This window comes from Arthrobacter sp. NPDC055585 (genome assembly GCF_053619115.1).
The window spans coordinates 113,996-130,074 of record NZ_JBSHIT010000007.1; the positions used below are offsets into that span (position 1 = coordinate 113,996).

17 protein-coding genes are annotated in these 16,079 nt (G+C 63.2%); 7 read left to right on the forward strand and 10 right to left on the reverse strand.

What is annotated here, in order from left to right:
- The 4 genes from ACWGQ2_RS12975 to ACWGQ2_RS12990 form a co-directional block, all read right to left on the reverse strand.
- On the reverse strand, window positions 1-1,505 hold a 1,505-nt coding region (locus tag ACWGQ2_RS12975), incomplete at its 3' end, for a S8 family peptidase (protein WP_452017887.1).
- Between the two features lie 144 nt (window positions 1,506-1,649).
- A complete protein-coding gene (locus tag ACWGQ2_RS12980; protein WP_452017889.1) occupies window positions 1,650-2,441 on the reverse strand; it encodes an ABC transporter ATP-binding protein in 792 nt (263 codons plus the stop codon).
- Window positions 2,438-3,514: a putative F420-0 ABC transporter permease subunit gene (locus ACWGQ2_RS12985; RefSeq protein ID WP_452017891.1), complete on the reverse strand. Its 1,077-nt coding sequence runs from the start codon at window positions 3,512-3,514 to the stop codon at window positions 2,438-2,440. The genes ACWGQ2_RS12980 and ACWGQ2_RS12985 overlap by 4 nt, the downstream gene beginning before the upstream one ends.
- Entirely contained in the window at window positions 3,507-4,526 is a 1,020-nt protein-coding gene (locus ACWGQ2_RS12990; RefSeq protein ID WP_452017893.1) for a putative F420-0 ABC transporter substrate-binding protein, read from the reverse strand. Before ACWGQ2_RS12990 ends, ACWGQ2_RS12985 begins: the two co-directional genes overlap by 8 nt.
- A 337-nt stretch (window positions 4,527-4,863) precedes the next feature.
- Here ACWGQ2_RS12990 and ACWGQ2_RS12995 point away from each other — a divergent pair, with 337 nt between their 5' ends.
- From ACWGQ2_RS12995 to ACWGQ2_RS13025, 7 genes are all read left to right on the forward strand, one after another.
- Entirely contained in the window at window positions 4,864-5,712 is an 849-nt protein-coding gene (locus ACWGQ2_RS12995) for a nitrilase-related carbon-nitrogen hydrolase (protein WP_452017895.1), read from the forward strand.
- A gap of 36 nt (window positions 5,713-5,748) precedes the next feature.
- Window positions 5,749-7,170, forward strand: coding sequence for a dihydropyrimidinase (gene hydA / locus ACWGQ2_RS13000; protein ID WP_452017897.1), 1,422 nt, complete (start codon window positions 5,749-5,751; stop codon window positions 7,168-7,170).
- 8 nt (window positions 7,171-7,178) lie between these two features.
- Window positions 7,179-8,195 (forward strand): TIGR03842 family LLM class F420-dependent oxidoreductase, encoded by a 1,017-nt coding sequence (locus ACWGQ2_RS13005; protein WP_452017899.1) that lies wholly within the window; start codon window positions 7,179-7,181, stop codon window positions 8,193-8,195.
- Window positions 8,192-9,082, forward strand: coding sequence for an ABC transporter permease (locus tag ACWGQ2_RS13010; RefSeq protein WP_452017901.1), 891 nt, complete (start codon window positions 8,192-8,194; stop codon window positions 9,080-9,082). Before ACWGQ2_RS13005 ends, ACWGQ2_RS13010 begins: the two co-directional genes overlap by 4 nt.
- The gene (locus ACWGQ2_RS13015) at window positions 9,079-9,936 is read left to right on the forward strand and encodes an ABC transporter ATP-binding protein (protein ID WP_452017903.1); all 858 of its coding nucleotides are present in this window, start codon (window positions 9,079-9,081) and stop codon (window positions 9,934-9,936) included. Before ACWGQ2_RS13010 ends, ACWGQ2_RS13015 begins: the two co-directional genes overlap by 4 nt.
- Complete coding sequence (locus tag ACWGQ2_RS13020) at window positions 9,933-10,784, forward strand: ABC transporter permease (protein WP_452017905.1); 852 nt, start codon at window positions 9,933-9,935, stop codon at window positions 10,782-10,784. The genes ACWGQ2_RS13015 and ACWGQ2_RS13020 overlap by 4 nt, the downstream gene beginning before the upstream one ends.
- Before the next feature lie 74 nt (window positions 10,785-10,858).
- Window positions 10,859-12,001 carry an ABC transporter substrate-binding protein gene (locus ACWGQ2_RS13025; RefSeq protein WP_452017907.1) on the forward strand — a complete coding sequence of 381 codons (1,143 nt, stop codon included), beginning with the start codon at window positions 10,859-10,861 and terminating at the stop codon, window positions 11,999-12,001.
- A 404-nt stretch (window positions 12,002-12,405) separates the two neighbouring features.
- Here the strand turns inward: ACWGQ2_RS13025 and ACWGQ2_RS13030 are convergent, their stop codons facing one another.
- The 6 genes from ACWGQ2_RS13030 to ACWGQ2_RS13055 form a co-directional block, all read right to left on the reverse strand.
- A complete protein-coding gene (locus ACWGQ2_RS13030) occupies window positions 12,406-12,873 on the reverse strand; it encodes a DUF2975 domain-containing protein (RefSeq protein WP_452017909.1) in 468 nt (155 codons plus the stop codon).
- Between the two features lie 79 nt (window positions 12,874-12,952).
- Entirely contained in the window at window positions 12,953-13,159 is a 207-nt protein-coding gene (locus ACWGQ2_RS13035; RefSeq protein ID WP_452017911.1) for a helix-turn-helix domain-containing protein, read from the reverse strand.
- A gap of 2 nt (window positions 13,160-13,161) precedes the next feature.
- The gene (locus ACWGQ2_RS13040) at window positions 13,162-13,647 is read right to left on the reverse strand and encodes a DUF2975 domain-containing protein (RefSeq protein ID WP_452017913.1); all 486 of its coding nucleotides are present in this window, start codon (window positions 13,645-13,647) and stop codon (window positions 13,162-13,164) included.
- Window positions 13,648-14,410: 763 nt separating this feature from the next.
- Complete coding sequence (locus ACWGQ2_RS13045; RefSeq protein WP_452017915.1) at window positions 14,411-14,923, reverse strand: RES family NAD+ phosphorylase; 513 nt, start codon at window positions 14,921-14,923, stop codon at window positions 14,411-14,413.
- Window positions 14,924-15,086: 163 nt separating this feature from the next.
- On the reverse strand, window positions 15,087-15,569 hold the full coding sequence (locus tag ACWGQ2_RS13050) for a tetratricopeptide repeat protein (protein WP_452017917.1): 483 nt from the start codon (window positions 15,567-15,569) through the stop codon (window positions 15,087-15,089).
- A 48-nt stretch (window positions 15,570-15,617) separates the two neighbouring features.
- A complete protein-coding gene (locus tag ACWGQ2_RS13055; RefSeq protein WP_452017919.1) occupies window positions 15,618-16,049 on the reverse strand; it encodes a VOC family protein in 432 nt (143 codons plus the stop codon).
- Window positions 16,050-16,079: the final 30 nt, after the last annotated feature.

The window sequence follows — 16,079 nt, forward strand, 5'->3', positions numbered from 1 at the left end:
GCCGGGGCCCAGGTGCCGGGTGTGGCGGTGAGGGTGGAGCCGACGGTGGTGGTGCCCTTGATGGTGGGCACCGGTGCGGCGGTGAACTGCTCAGTCACTGCAGCAGTGACATCGAGCAGCTTCGGACCACAGAAGGGGTCACAGCCGTTAGGGAGTTCCCGTGCGGTCTCTTTGAGGCGTGCTTCCACCTGAGCCGGAGACAGATTGGGGGACACTGCAAGCATCAGCGCGGCAGCGCCTGCCACGTGAGGTGCTGCCATGGAGGTGCCCTGGTAGAACGCGTAGGACTCAAGAGCGGGGTCCGTCTGTCCGAAGTTCAGGGTGGAGAGGACACCGGCCTGCTCGCCGAGCCGCATGTTTCCACCCGGGGCCATGATGTCCACGCCCGGACCGTAATTGGAGTAATAGGCCCATCGTCCGTCGGGACCGGTTGCACCAACGGCGATGACGCCCTCGCAGTTTGCAGGAGTCGCATCCGCCACAGGGCGGCTATCGTTCATGGCCGACGCCACCACAACCGCATTCCGGCTGTTGGCGTAGTCAACCGCTGCCTGCATAGTCCGCGAGCAGGTTGCCACGCCGCCAAGACTCAGGTTCAGCACCTGAGCGGGGTTTGCGTTGACTGGAATGCCGGGCAGCTCGCCTCCGGCAGCCCAGATAATCGCGTCAGCAATGTCGGAGAGGTACCCGCCGCACTCACCGAGGACACGGACCGGGACGATCATGGCCTCGGGCGCTACGCCGCTGATCCCATTAACGTTGTTTGCCGTGGCCGCCACTGTGCCTGCGACGTGGGTCCCGTGCCAGCTGGATGTCCGGTATGAGCAGTTGACACCCCATGACCAGTCACCTTCGTCCTGCGGATTGTCGTCGCGTCCATCACCGTCGCGTGCGGTGTCAGCATTGCTGATGAGGTCATAGCCCGGGAGCATTCTGTCATTGAGGTCCGAGTGATCCGTGGAGCCGGTGTCGATGACAGCAACCACCTGCCCCTTGCCCCGGGTGGTGTCCCAGACGGATGGCACGTTCGCCCCGCCCAGGGGGTCGAAGAGGTTCCACTGCAAGTCGTAATACTCATCATTTGGCGGCAGGGATGCAGGCGCGAGCAGGATGTCCGGCTCAACGTTTTCCACCGCAGGACTTTCAGCGATGGAAGCCATCAGGGCCTCGGACTCCGCTTCAGTCAGTTCCTTGTCTACTGTCACCACGGAAGCGCCGGTACCGGTCTCGAAAAGAACTGTGGCGTCGGCGCCCAGCTCCTCCGCCGCGGACTCGTACGCTTCGGACCGGTCCAGGGAACCGATGCCTGCCGTGTCACGGTAGGTGATGATGAACCGGTCCGTCACGGCGCCGCTGGATTCTGAGCCACGCACCTCCGCAGATGATTCCGGCAGCCCGTCAGTTGTCGCGAAGGCCGGAACGGCAGTGACACCGCTTCCTACGAGAGCTGCGACGGCAATCGCAGCCGCCTTTTGGCGCACGTTAAAGAACGTACTTTCCCCCATTTAGTTTTCCTGTCAAGAATGCTGGCAGCGGTTGGCTGTGACGGCAAACCGGGCCGGCGTCAATAACCCGCCGAATGACGGGACATCGAAACTGTAACGCACAGCGCGGGCACCGGTCGCCGGCCGGGCTTCCAGCCAGCGGGTTCACCTGCCTAAAGCGACCAGCGGGCGGCCCGTCAGCGGGTGTTTCAGCATGACAGCCTGCACGCCGTAGACCGCACGGAGCAGCTCCGGTGTCAGCACGGACTGCACTGGACCGGATGCCACGACCTTCCCGCCAAGAAGCGCGATCAGGTGGGTACACGACGCCGCCGCATGATTGATGTCATGCAGGGCCGCTGCCACTGCGGTACCGCCAGCGGCCAGGTCCTCCAGCAGCTCCAGGGTCTCCAGCTGGGCGGATGCGTCAAGATGGTTGGTGGGCTCATCCAGCAGCAGTACGGCTGGTTCCTGCGCCAGTGCACGCGCCAACTGCACCCGCTGCTGCTCCCCACCGGACAGGGTTGAGTATGTGCGCTCCGCCAGACCAAGGACGCCCGCCACTGCCAGGGACTGCTCAACGATCTCCTGGTCCCGCCGGCTGTTCCCGGCCAGCAGGCTGCGGTGCGGAGTACGGCCAAGGGCCGTCACTTCTCGCACGGACTGACCCGTGTCTGCAGGCAGGGATTGTTCCACCAGGGCGATGCTGCGGGCCCGATCCCGCGCCCGCGTTGCCGAAAGCGCCCGGTCCCGAAGCCGCACCGTTCCATCGTCGGGTCCCAGAACGCCGGCCAGCAGGTGGAGCAGGGTGGACTTTCCGGCGCCGTTGGGACCCAGCAGCCCGGTGAACGTTCCCGGTTCCAGCGAGCAGTCCACCCCGTCAACAAGCACCCGCCCGCCCCGGACCACCTGCACCCGGTCCGCGGAGAGTACGGCTCCGGACATATTCGCGCTCATGCACCGCTCCGGCGGCGGAGGAGCAGGAGGATAAAGAAAGGAGCGCCGATCAGGGCGGTCACAATCCCCACAGGTATCTCGCGCGGATCAAAGACCGTCCGGGCGGCAGTGTCTGCCAGCACCAGGAACAGCGCACCGGCCAGTGCGGAGAGCGGGAGGAGCGCACGGTTCGAGGCACCGGCCAGCATCCTCACGGCATGCGGCAGGACCAGGCCCACAAAACCGATGGAACCGCTCACCGAAACCATGGCACCGGTCAGCAGCGCGGTCGCCCCCAGCAGTGTCCAGCGCACGGCTGGCACCGGCACGCCAAGCGCCGAAGCGGCGGAGTCTCCGAAGGAGAATGCATCCAGCAGCCGGCCACAGAATATCAGCGGAATACCGACGACGGCGAGGGCCGGCAGCGCGATCCCCGTGCTGGCCCAGGTGGCGCCGGCCAGGGAGCCCATCAGCCAGCCGAGCACTTCGCGGTAGGAATCGCCCTGCGCGGTCCAGAACACCACAAACGACGCCGCCGCTGCAGCCAGCGACGAGACAGCCAGACCGGCCAGGACGGTCCGCGTGGGAGTGATGGAACCCAAGGCCCCGGCCAGCGTCAGGGTTGCGGCCATCGCCAGCATCGCTCCGGCGAAGGCAGCCACCGGAAGAACGACGGCGGCGCCCAGCAGGAGAACCGTGACGGCACCCAGGCTGGCACCGGAGCTGAGCCCCAGCAGATACGGGTCGGCGAGCGGGTTCCGGGTCAGTGCCTGGATGACCGCGCCGCTCAGCGCGAGGCCGGCGCCGACTGCCGCGGCAGTCAGCACCCGCGGCAGGCGCAGGTCCCGCACGATCGCTTCCTGCAGCGGGCTGAGGGACCCGCTGCCCGGTGCCGTCAGCGCAAGCCAGGCCTCCCGTATGCCCAGGCCCGCCGGCCCGACGGTCAGGGCCCACAGGCTGGAGGCGCACAGTGCAATGCAGAGAGCGGCGGCCACCAGCCATGGTCGGGGGGACCTCTGGCCGTGGTTGCGGGAGCGGCGGTGATGGGGAACCCCGGTGGTGGGTGCCGCCTTCCGCGGGAGAGTCTCAGTCAAGGGCAGCCAGCTGTCCGGTCAGGGAGCGGACTGTCTCCACGTTCCGCACTCCGGCTTCCGATGCGGCGAAAGGGACCACCAGATAGCGGCCTTCCTTGACCGCGCTGAGCTGGGAGATCACCGGATGGGATTCCAGCACCGATTTCTTCTTCTCGATGCTGCCCCAGGCAGAATCAACCAGCACAATGACGTCCGGATCCGCAGCGGCAACGGACTCCCAGGAGTACGGGCTCCACCCGGCATCGATATCGGCGGCAATGTTCTCCAGTCCGGCGGCCTCCATCAGCAGGGCCGGGGCACCGCTGCCCGCCCCCACATACGGGGTGTCCGATCCCGAGCTGTACCAGAGGGCACTGTAACCCTTGTCCGAGGGGCGAATCTCTTCCAAGTCCGCCTCTTGCGCGGCCACCAGCTCGTCCGCCGCGTCCTCTGCCCCAAAAATCTGCCCGGCCTCCCGGATGGAGGCGAAGACATCGTCGAAGGTCAGGGGATCCGGCCGGTAGCCGTCCTGCTGGCAGGCCGCGGGTGAGACGTAGCTGGCCACGCCCATCTTTTCCAGCTGGCTGCGTTCCCCGGCGCCGTCGGCGGAGAAATTCGATTCCCAGCCGGCGAACACCAGGTCCGGAGCCAGGCCGAGGACGGCCTCGCGGGACGGAACCTTCTCCGCCAGGACCGGGGGAACCGGTGATCCCGCCCAGGCATCGGGCACCGGGCCGTCGGCGAACGCCGTGCCCACAATTCTCTCGCCCAGGCCCAGGGCCAGCAGCATTTCAGTGGACGTGGACTTGATGGTCACTACACGGTCCGGGGGAGCTTCAAGGGAGAGCTCGGTTCCGCAGTTATCGAGCACCACCGGGAAGGCATCGGTTTTGCCTGCTGCGGAGACTGCCGTCTCCGGCCTGTTCGCCTGACCGGAACCTCCGGCCGAACCGGCGCAGCCGGAGAGCAGCACGGCAGCGCACACTGCTGCTGCCGCGGCGACGCGGAACGAGTGAGGGGATAGGGGAGTCAAGGAACCTCGCAGGAGTGATCTGGGTGGCGGTTCCGCGGGAAAACTTCACCCGCGGAAAGAGGGTGCGGCGGGGCCCAAATCAAGGCCTGCTGACCTTCGGCCAATCCGGCCGGAGATCTGCTGCCGCCTGCCGGGATGAAAGCGTACCGGCGGCGATTTCTACACTCTTGCAGAACTCGTCCGGGTAGCCAAGGATGGCGGGCACGGAGAACGGGGCTGCACCGCAGCTTTAATGCCTCCGAAACGCAGGAGAAATGTTTAGCCCAAATGATGATGAAAAGCCCAAGCGGCCTTTTTGCGAAACGGGCGGCCCAGCCGCCGGATTGTGGAGGATGTTTTGACGATCGTTCGAACCGCACTGACGCAGACCACCTGGACCGGGGACGAAGAGTCCATGGTTGCCAAGCATGAGGAGTTTGTCCGTCGGGCAGCAGCAGAAGGTGCGCAGGTTATTTGCTTCCAGGAACTCTTCCACGGGCCGTATTTCGGAATTGTCCAGGACAGCAAGTACTACGAGTACGCCCAGGCTGTGCCGGGGCCGCTGACGGAGCGGTTCTCCAAACTGGCCGCCGAGCACAACATGGTGATCATTCTTCCCGTCTATGAGGAAGAACAGCCCGGCGTCTACTACAACACGGCGGCGGTAATCGACGCTGACGGAACGTACCTGGGTAAATACCGGAAGAACCATATTCCGCATGTGGAGAAGTTCTGGGAGAAGTTCTATTTCCGTCCGGGAAACCTTGGCTGGCCCGTTTTCGACACGGCAGTCGGAAAAGTCGGCGTCACTATCTGCTATGACCGGCATTTCCCCGAAGGATGGCGGGTCCTGGGCCTGAACGGTGCCCAGCTGGTCTTTAACCCCAACGCTTCCAAGCCCGGTCTTTCAAACCGGCTGTGGGAACTGGAGCAGCCCACCGCGGCAGCGGCCAACGGCTACTTCGTAGTGGTCCCCAACCGGGTGGGTGAGGAAACCAGCGAGTTCGGCGAGGAGGCTGTGGACTTCTACGGCACGTCCTACATCGCCGATCCGCAGGGCAACTACGTGGGGGAGGTGGGGGCACGGGACGGTGAGGAGCTGATGATCCGTGACCTGGATATGGATCTGGTCCGCACTGCAAGGAACAACTGGCAGTTCTACCGGGACCGCCGGCCGGACGCCTATGACCCCATCACCGCACCGTAGCCCCGGACAGCAAAGAGGAAGGTAAGGAAACGCTTAATGGCAACAACACTTATCTCCGGTGGCACCGTCGTCACCGCCACCGGCCGCAGCGCTGCGGATGTCCTGGTGGACGGAGAGAAAATCGCCGCCGTCCTGGCACCCGGATCCACACTCCTGGGACACGACCTGGCCGGGTCCGTGGATACCGTCCTGGATGCCACGGGCAAGTACGTAATCCCAGGCGGAATCGACGCACACACCCACATGCAGATGCCCTTCGGCGGCACCGAAGCCTCCGACACCTTCGAGACCGGAACCCGGGCAGCAGCCTGGGGCGGAACCACCACCATTGTGGACTTCGCCATCCAGCGCTACGGCGAACGCGTGATGGATGGCCTCGCCGCCTGGCATGAGAAGGCCGCCGGACAGTGCGCCATTGACTACGGCTTTCACCAGATCATCGGCGACGTCAATGATGACTCGCTGAAGGCGATGGAAACCCTGCCGGACGAAGGCGTATCCAGCTACAAGCTCTTTATGGCCTACCCCGGGGTCTTCTACAGCGACGACGCGCAGATCTACAAGGCCATGCGCGTCGGTGCTGAGACCGGGCTGATGACCATGATGCACGCGGAGAACGGTCCGGCGATCGATGCCATGGTCACCGAGCTGCTCGCCCAGGGCAAAACCGACCCCTACTATCACGGCGTCGCACGCGCCTGGCAGATGGAGGAGGAAGCCACCCACCGGGCCATCATGCTCGCCAACCTCACCGGAGCCCCGCTCTACGTGGTCCATGTCTCTGCCAAGCAGGCGGTGGAGCAGCTGGCCGCCGCGCGGGACAACGGGCAGAACGTGTTCGGTGAAACATGTCCGCAGTACCTCTATCTCTCCCTTGAGGACCAGCTTGGTGCCGAGGGATTCGAGGGCGCCAAATGGGTCTGCTCCACGCCGCTGCGGTCCAAACACGAACACCACCAGGACCACATGTGGCAGTCGCTGCGCACCAATGACATCCAGATGGTCGCCACGGACCACTGCCCGTTCTGCATGAAGGGGCAAAAGGATATGGGGGTGGGGGACTTCTCCAAGATTCCCAACGGCATCGGGTCGGTGGAACACCGCATGGACCTGATGTACCAGGGCGTCGTGGACGGAAAGATCAGCCTCGAACGCTGGGTGGAAATCACCAGTACGACGCCGGCACGGATGTTCGGCATGTACGGCACCAAGGGTGTGATCGCCCCGGGAGCTGATGCCGACGTCGTTATTTACGACCCGAACGGCCACACCTCCATCGGTGTGGAGAAGACCCACCACATGAACATGGACTACTCGGCCTGGGAGGGCTACGAGATTGAAGGGCATGTGGACACGGTGATGTCCCGCGGCCGGGTGGTCGTCAACAACAACGAGTACATGGGCAGCAAGGGCCACGGGCAGTATGTCCGCCGCGCAACCAGCCAGTACCTGGTCTAGGGGGAAACATGGAATTTGGAGCTGTTCTGCAGTGTGATCCTCCCGCCCAGCGGACGGTGGCACTGGCCAAGTTAGCCGAGGAACACGGGTTCGACTACGTGTGGACCTTCGATTCGCACCTGCTCTGGCAGGAGCCCTACGTGATCTACAGCCAGATCCTGGCGGAGACCCGGTCCATCAAGGTGGGGCCAATGGTCACCAACCCGGCTACCCGGGACTGGACCGTGACGGCGTCCACTTACGCCACGCTGAACCAGATGTACGGCAACCGGACGGTCTGCGGGATCGGCCGCGGGGATTCGGCGGTGCGGGTGACCAATGGGGCTCCCACCACGCTGAAGACCCTGCGGGAATCGATCCACGTGATACGCGAGCTGGCCAATTCCCGCCCGGTTGCATACAACGGTGCCACCCTGCAGTTCCCCTGGAGCAAAGGCTCCGAACTGGAGGTCTGGGTGGCCGCCTATGGTCCGCTGGCGCTGAAACTAGCCGGTGAGGTGGGGGACGGTTTTATCCTGCAGCTGGCGGACGTGGACATCGCCGAATGGATGATCCGCACCGTCCGGCAGGCAGCCGCCGACGCCGGCCGGGACCCGGACAGCATTTCCTTCTGCGTGGCAGCACCCATGTACATCGGTACGGACCGGGAGCACATGCGCAACCAGTGCCGCTGGTTCGGCGGCATGGTGGGCAACCACGTGGCGGACATCGTGTCCAAGTACGGGTCGGATTCCTCCGTTCCGCAGGCGCTGACCGATTACATTGCCGGACGCCAGGGCTACGACTACAACGAGCACGGGCGGGCGGGGAACACCCATGCCGACTTTGTGCCGGATGAAATCGTGGACCGGTTCTGCATCCTGGGCACCGCCGAAGAGCACATGGAGAAGCTCGAAAAGCTCAAGGCCCTGGGGGTGACCCAGTTCGCCGGTTACCTCCAGCATGACAACAAGGAGGAAACCCTCCGTGTCTACGGGGAGACGGTGATTCCTGCGCTGCGGGATCACGTGGCTGCGAAGGCATGAAAACGGACGTACGACGGCGGCGGCGCCCTTCCGCGGTCGCGTGGGGGATCGGCGGGGTGCTGCTGCCGGTCCTTCTCTGGGAGGCGTACAAGGCTACAGGCCCTGCGTCCGGGGTTAGCGTCGGCGGCGTGCCGCTGCTGCCGCGGACCACGGACCTGGCCATGCCGCATGTCTGGACCATGATTCAGCGTCTGTTCGCACCGGAATCATCGGCCTCGGGTGCTGATCCCATGTGGGTGTCAGTGCTGCAGGCTGCCGGCTTCACCTTGGGTATTGCCGGCGCCGGCTGGCTCCTGGGCGTAGCGGTGGGGCTGGGACTGGCCATCCTGATGCAGCGGTTCCGCAGCGCCAATTCAGCGATGCTGCCCTGGATCATCCTCAGCCAGACCGTGCCGCTGATTGCGATTGCACCGCTGGTGCGGCGCTGGGGATCGCAGCTTGAATTCGGTCCGTTCACTTGGGAGAACTGGATGTCCGTGGCCGTGATTGCCGCCTATCTGGCGTTCTTCCCTGTGGCTATCGGCGCCCTGCGCGGTTTCAGTGCTCCGGAGAAGGCCCACGTGGACCTGATGCATACCTACGCCCTGGGCTGGTGGCAGACCTTCGTTCGCCTTCGGCTTCCGGCGAGTGTGCCCTACCTGCTTCCGGCGCTCCGGCTCGCTGCGGCGAACGCGGTGATCGGGGCGGTGGTGGCGGAAGTGTCAATCGGGCTCCGCGGCGGTATTGGCCGCATGATCGTCGAATTCGCCGCCGCCGCGGGAGGTGATCCGGGCAAGCCCTGGGCACCGATCTTCGGCGCCGTGGTGCTGGGCCTGGCCGCGGTGGGATTCGTTGCTTTGATCGGTGCACTGCTGCGCCGTTACCGCAGAGGAGAGCAGGCAGCATGAACGGCAGAACGGATTCAGGAATTACGACGCCGGGGGGCGGGGGAGCGGTGCCGGTCCCCGCGGTGCACGTGGCCGGCGTCGGCCGCATCTTCGGTTCCGGGCGCAGTCCCGTCCAGGCCCTTCGGGATGTCAGCCTGAGCGTCGCCGAAGGTGAGTTTGTCTCCCTGATCGGGCCTTCGGGCTGCGGCAAAAGCACCCTGATGCGTCTGGTTGCTGACCTCGATTCGCCCAGCTCCGGCACCATCAGCGTGTTTGGGAAGAGCGCACGGCAGGCACGGTTGGACCAGGACTACGGCATAGCGTTCCAGCAGGCCGGGCTGCTGCCCTGGCGGACCGTCCGCGGGAACATCGAGCTGCCGCTGCAGACCCACGGCGCAGCTCCTGCAGCCCGGCGGGCGCGAACCGATGAGCTGCTGGACATGGTGGGGCTCTCCGACTTTGGCGGGCACTACCCGGACCAGCTCTCCGGCGGTATGCAGCAGCGCGTGGCAATCGCCAGGTCTCTCGCAGAGTCCCCGAAGCTGCTGCTGATGGACGAACCGTTCGGGGCGCTGGATGAGATGACCCGGGAGCGGATGCAAAACGAGCTGATTCGTATCTGCGCCGAGACCGGCTGCGCCGTCGTTTTCGTCACGCACTCGATTCCGGAAGCAGTTTTCCTTTCCGACCGCGTGGTGGTGATGTCTCCGAGGCCAGGAGAAATCCGGGAGATCGTGGACATCACCCTGGGCACAGCCGGTGGCCGCGGGGCGGGGTTGCGGGAGGAGGCCTCCTTCTACGAGGCGATCCGTTCAGTGCGCGAGGCCCTGCACGGCGCAGAGCCTGCGGCGGTCCGGGGAGCGGAGACGCGATGAGCGGGGTTGTCCAGGATCCTCCGGCCGTTCCGGCAGCGGGGGCGCCGCCGGAAGCGAGGGGAGCGGCGGGCATCGACCCCGGCCGGCTGTCCGGGCTGGGACACCATCTCGGTGCCCCGCTGCTGCTGGGGGCCGCGGCGCTCCTGCTCTGGCAGGGAGCGGTCTGGATCCTGCAGATTGAACCCTTTATTGTTCCGGGGCCGCTGGCCATAGCCGAGTCTTTCTTTGAAAATCTGTCGAACGTGGTGGTCGCCGCTGCCGTAACCGGAATGAACGCCGCGGCCGGACTGGTGGCAGGAGCGCTACTGGGAGTTGCGGCTGCCGTGGCGTCCGCGGCGTTGCCGGCGCTGGACCGGCTGGCGGCCCCGCTGGTGGTGGCGCTGTCCGTGATACCAATCGTGGCGCTGGCGCCGGTCCTCTACACGATGTTCGGTGCGGACCAGCAGGCTACCCGGCAGATCATCGCCGGCATCGCCGTCTTCATTCCCGTCTACGTCAACTCGCTGCGCGGTTTCCGTCAGGTGGCGCCCGTGCACCGTGATCTGATGCGTTCCTACGCCGCCGGGAAGTGGCAGATCACCCGCAGTGTCATGTTGCCCAGTGCCGTGCCGTACATGTTCACCGGTCTGCGGATCGCGTCGTCGCTGGCCGTTGTGTCGGCCCTGATTGCCGAATACTTCGGCGGGCCGGTCGGAGGGCTGGGCAAATCGGTGACCTCAGCGGCGTCGAGCAGCAATTACACCCTGGCCTGGGCCTACGTGCTGGGCGCCGTCCTGCTGGGACTGCTGTTCTACGCGGTCACCGCCGCACTGGAGAAGTACTTTTCCCGGCACTCCGGCGGCTCCTGAGTTCGGCGCCGCTCCCTAGATGTTCCACCCGCACCACTCCGTCCGCACTAAAAGTCCGTATGAGGGGAAGCAACATGAACACACGAAGGAAACCGCTCACAATCTTGGCCTCGGGCCTGGCCGTCACTGCCCTGGCGCTGGCCGGCTGCGGCGGGGACTCCGGGGACGGCTCCGCCGCCGCCGACGAGCTCACCCCGGTCAAACTGCAGCTGCAGTGGTTTGCCCAGGCCCAGTTCGCCGGTTACTACGCGGCACTGGACCAGGGCTTCTTCGAGGAGGAGGGACTCGACGTCGAAATCCTGGAAGGCGGTGCGGACATTGTGCCGCAGGACGTCCTGGCCTCCGGCGACGCCGACTACGCGATCTCCTGGGTGCCCAAGGTCCTCGGCTCGATCGAACAGGGCGCTGCCATCACCAACGTGGCGCAGATCTTCGAACGCAGCGCCACCCTGCAGGTCGCCATGGCGGACTCCGGCATTGACGGGCCGGAGGATTTGGCCGGGAAGAAGGTAGGTTCCTGGGGCTACGGCAATGAATGGGAACTGTTTGCCGGAATGCAGCAGGCCGGCGTTGAAATCGATGACATTGAACTGATTCAGCAGGCCTTCGACATGAACGGTTTCCTGGCCGGGGACATCGATGCCGCCCAGGCCATGACGTACAACGAGTACGCACAGGTGCTGGAGACGGAGAATCCTGACACGGGCGAGCTCTACCAGCCGGAAGACCTTTCCGTCATCGACTGGAACGAAGAGGGCACCGCGATGCTCCAGGATGCCATCTGGGCTGACACCCAGCGGCTCGAAGACGACGAGGAGTACCAGGAAACCACTGTCGCGTTCATCAAGGCAGCCATCAAGGGCTGGGCGTATGCGAAGGACAACCCCGAGGAGGCGGCGGAGATCGTCACCGGGGCCGGGTCCACGCTGGGCAAGAGCCACCAGCTCTGGATGACCAACGAAACGTCCAAGCTGATCTGGCCGTCAACGAACGGTGTTGGCCTGATTGATGAGGCCGCGTGGGAACAGACGGTTGATATTGCGCTGGGCACCAAGAACGAGACCGGGGCGACGATCATCAGCGAGGAGCCGCCGGCATCGGCCTGGACCAACGAGTACGTGGAGAAGGCTCTGGCTGAGCTGGAAGAGGAAGGCGTGGATACCAAGGGATCGGACTTCGCACCCATTGAGGTTGAGCTCCAGCCCGGAGGTAACTGACCTGGTTTGATCTCGTTCCGGCCTGGCTGGCGCACCGCTGCATTGGATTCCGGGATCCGCCCGCTGGGTGGTCCAGGCTCCGGTCGACGGCGGTGTGCCGGCCAGGCTTTTTTGTTGCCGTGCGGTTTGGGTGGCCCTGGGATTTCATTGGGCAAAAGGTGTCGCGTTTGGGCTACCCTCACCGCGAATCAATGCGGGCGGGGTATATGCGACTCAGGGTTCCCGGGATTGCCGGGGGCCGTGTGCTTCCGAAGCGGCGTTGCGGTGGGGGACCGGCTTACGGGACGCTGTCAGGAACTAACAGAGGTCCTGATGTGCGCTGATGAGTCGCAGGAAAGTTGACCGACTTATTGCCTGGCTCCTCTCTTACCCTTCCGGTCAAGGTCGTGGCGAAGAGAGGAAGACTACTGGGGAGTGCTGTCGTCCGCGGCATTCTCAAGCCAGCTCCTAACACCGTTTCGAACAACGAAAACGCAGGCAAACAGAGCGAGGGAAACTAGAAATCCGAAAAAGACTGCTGGAGATCCAAACTCTGTCCAGAACAGCGTGTGCGCACACACGCAAGCAAAGACCGCTGCCATGAAACCAAGTGAAGCCGCCGTAACGTTGGTCCATCGTACTGTCCGGCTGTTCAACGCTCTGTCCGTCTGGACAGCGGAGACGAGTTGCCACGCTGCCAGCAACGCCACTTCAAAACCGATGAACCCAACCGCAATTGCTGTCGTGTAGGGGAAAGCGAGATACGCAGCTTCGGGAAATCTGTCGGCATAGCTGTCACCAGCCTGAGGAATGAGGAGGATCTGAAGCACTAGTGCTCCGAAAGCCAGGACTGCGATCAAAATGCGCAAAGGCAGAGCTTCCTGCTTCGTCATAGCAACATCATTTTCCTCTCTGATTGTTGTTTCATCTGCTTTGGCAGGAGCGGCTCTTCAAAATGTTCAGCAGCACCGATCAGTCTTCTTCCCAAATCAAGATGTCTCCTGGCTGGCATTCGAGCACTCGGCAAATGGCATCCAGAGTCGAGAATCTAACGGCCCTGGCCCGTCCGTTCTTAAGAACTGCCACGTTCGCTGGGGTGATCCCAATTTGGTCAGCAAACTCGCCCACAGAGAGCCCTCGCTCGTTTAGCAGTGCCTCGATTGCTACCCGGATGGCCATTATTAGACAACCTCATCGAGTTCTGCGCGCATAAACGCGGCTCTATGGAGCAGTGACCGAAGCACCAGGACAACTAGCGTCACCGTGACCCCGACAAGTACGCCGCCTACCAGTATGAGTCCAAGGGCTGGCGGCCCAGGAATGAGGAAGAGAGTGAAGGCTACGGTAGCGGATCCTGCCGCGAGGCCCGCCGCCATGATGTCGACGAGCCTTAACGACGACGACCCGAAAATGCGTCCGTCGCGAATGTATCCGACAAGAATCCCGGTGATTACGAGGACCAGCTCGACACATATGCCAAAGACGATTCCGGCTGCGACTAGAGGAAAATGAATATCCCCAAATTCGGGATAGGTGTTGACCATCGACTGTGCACCTTTGATGACAAGAATCTGCGCACCAACAACAGTGAGGAAGAGTAGTACAAGGGATGTTCTCGTGAGAACGACCAGTGTGGGGCCAACGGGGCGTTGGGGCAGTATTTCCATAAACTGAATTATCGACAGTCGATCGATTGATTGTCAATAGATACTCTGCTGTCCTCCGCGGAAGGCCGTGAGCGGTCGCTTCCAGCTGGGAACCCTTGATCTTGCAGGAAGTGGTCGAGACGGCTGGCAGGAGGATGCGGGCGCCATTAAACCAGTCACTCACCGCGGTGCCTGGGGGAGATGGGCGATGGAGCTATGTGTCCCGCTCAAGGATCCCTCAGCGCGACACCTTCAGCACCCCCTACTATGGAAATGCGCCGTCCGGATACTGGCCGCAGCTGTCATTGGTCGGCGGAGCCTGTTGTCAACGTCGCATACGTGAGCCCTGTGCCCTCTAAATCAACTAAAACTGGGCCGGTCGGCATTTCGCCCGGGCACTGCGTAAGCATTTCGTACAAGCCGTGGGACTGCACTAACTCGACACTCCCGCTTTGGTCCGAAGTACCAGAGGAAGCCGTTACCGTTGCTGGTTCACCGAACGACGGTTCCAGCTTTACCAGGCAGCCCGGCACAGCAGATCCGCTGTTCTGCTGAACGACAACTGTCAGAAAAACATGTCCGTCCGGCGGCATGGGAGCACTCTCCACCGCACATCCAGATAAGGCAACAATAGGGAGCAGGACAGTCGAATATGGGAGCTTGTTAAAAGAACTCCTACCGACTCCCCACTTAGCACCTTTCCCGGTCGACATAGCGACAGTCTAACCATCGGTCACGGGGATCTCCGTCTAGGTGCGCGATAGCCCCGTCCCATAGAGATCCCTTACTGGGCTGGAACTTCCCGGACGCTCGGAGCGCCGTCAGCGTTCCAGCTAAAGAGCGTCAGATGCCAGAGGTGCGGCTGCTTACGTGACGGGTCGATCAACCCGCGGGCGCCAAAACTCTCCAGAGCCTCCCGGACCTTCCAAGAGGACGGTGAACGGCCAGCGGCAACAAGTTCCTGCCAGTCCGCCGCAGCGTCCGCAGGATCAATGCCCAGCGATTTCAATGCCTCGTGATCACGAAGATCGACGATTCGCTCGGCCTCCACATCGAACTGCAGCACTTCGAGATTTGGTGTGCGATTGTCCGCATGGGCGATCATTGCAGCGGCTACACCCTCGCGTGACGAGCTGAGGTACAACGTTGGTACATCCGGCGGTGAATACCGGCCGGCAGATCTGGACCCCTCGAGAGCTGTGGCTCGGTAGGCGGGGTCAACAGCCCGAAAGAACGATCCTGTCACGGTGCACATCACAGAACCGTCCCGACTGACCTTTGGTTCGTCGCTCTGCATATGAATGGCCCCCTCTATTACTGCGGCTCAACTCAGACTGCCAGCATGCCATGTGCCGTAAGCCGATCCTCAACCGGACGGTGACGACCTATCAGCGTTCCTCACTTCCCGGGGGCCTATGCGTACCTCCGGGCACCGTTTGAGTAAAACCAGCTCTAGAAGTTCAGCAGCGCGGGCCGAGTTCTGCCGCATATCTGCTGATTGCGCGCCGATAGAGGGGAAGGGTCTTTGACAGGGCCTCAAGCGCAACACGGAGGGCTTGATCGGGGCGGCCGGCATCATAAAGTGCCAGAGCGAGGAAGGCGCGCTGCGCATCTCCAGCGACGTCGCTTTCCTCTACATCTTCGAGGACCTCAACAGCAGCCTCGAACTCGCCTACATTGCGCAGCGAGCTGCCGAGTTGAATGAGTGCCTGGGTCCGTCTTCCATTATCTAGACCGGCATCGAGTGCACGGCGATATAGAGGAATCGCTTCCGTTTCTTTGCCCAGGAAATCGTGAACGGAAGCCCATTCATACAAAGCCGCACCATGCCCGTCAGCGTGCTCGTCGACGAGCATTTTCATTTTCCGGAAGGCTTCAGCGGGGTCGGTGTCATCAGCCAGGGCCCAGAAGTCCTGCACACGGCTTTCCCAATCGTCTAGCATGGGCCGATTCTTCCACGGTGCCATCTGGCGTGGCCGCAAGGTACATCCTCAGCGGGGACGGTGCGCATCGGTGGTGAAGCCTTTCCTGGCAGTCCGTGTTTCCAGGGTTTCAAGTTCTTGGAAGAAGGTCACTTGCCAGCCGGCAGGACCCTGCACTCTTCCGTTGATCGTTTCGAACGGAGTTCTGGTTGGGGGCGCGAGCACCTGGGCCCCATACTCTTCGGCGGCAGACATCGCAGCTTCGGTGCTCTCCACCTCGAGGGCCATTCGCAGCACGGGGCCTTCGGACGCGGGGGCGTTTTCGATAGCGTCAATGTTCCGGATGTGTGTGGGCGTGGCGAGTTCAATCGTCGATGCATCCACAGTCAGTATTGACACTCGATCCTCGCCATCAGTTGCGAACGCCGGCTGTTCTGTCAGGCCGAGGACGTCGCGGTAGAAGCGTAGTGCCTTATCGAAGTCGTCTGGTTCGATGATCAAACGCAATTGCTTGGGCTGCCGTGAAGGAGT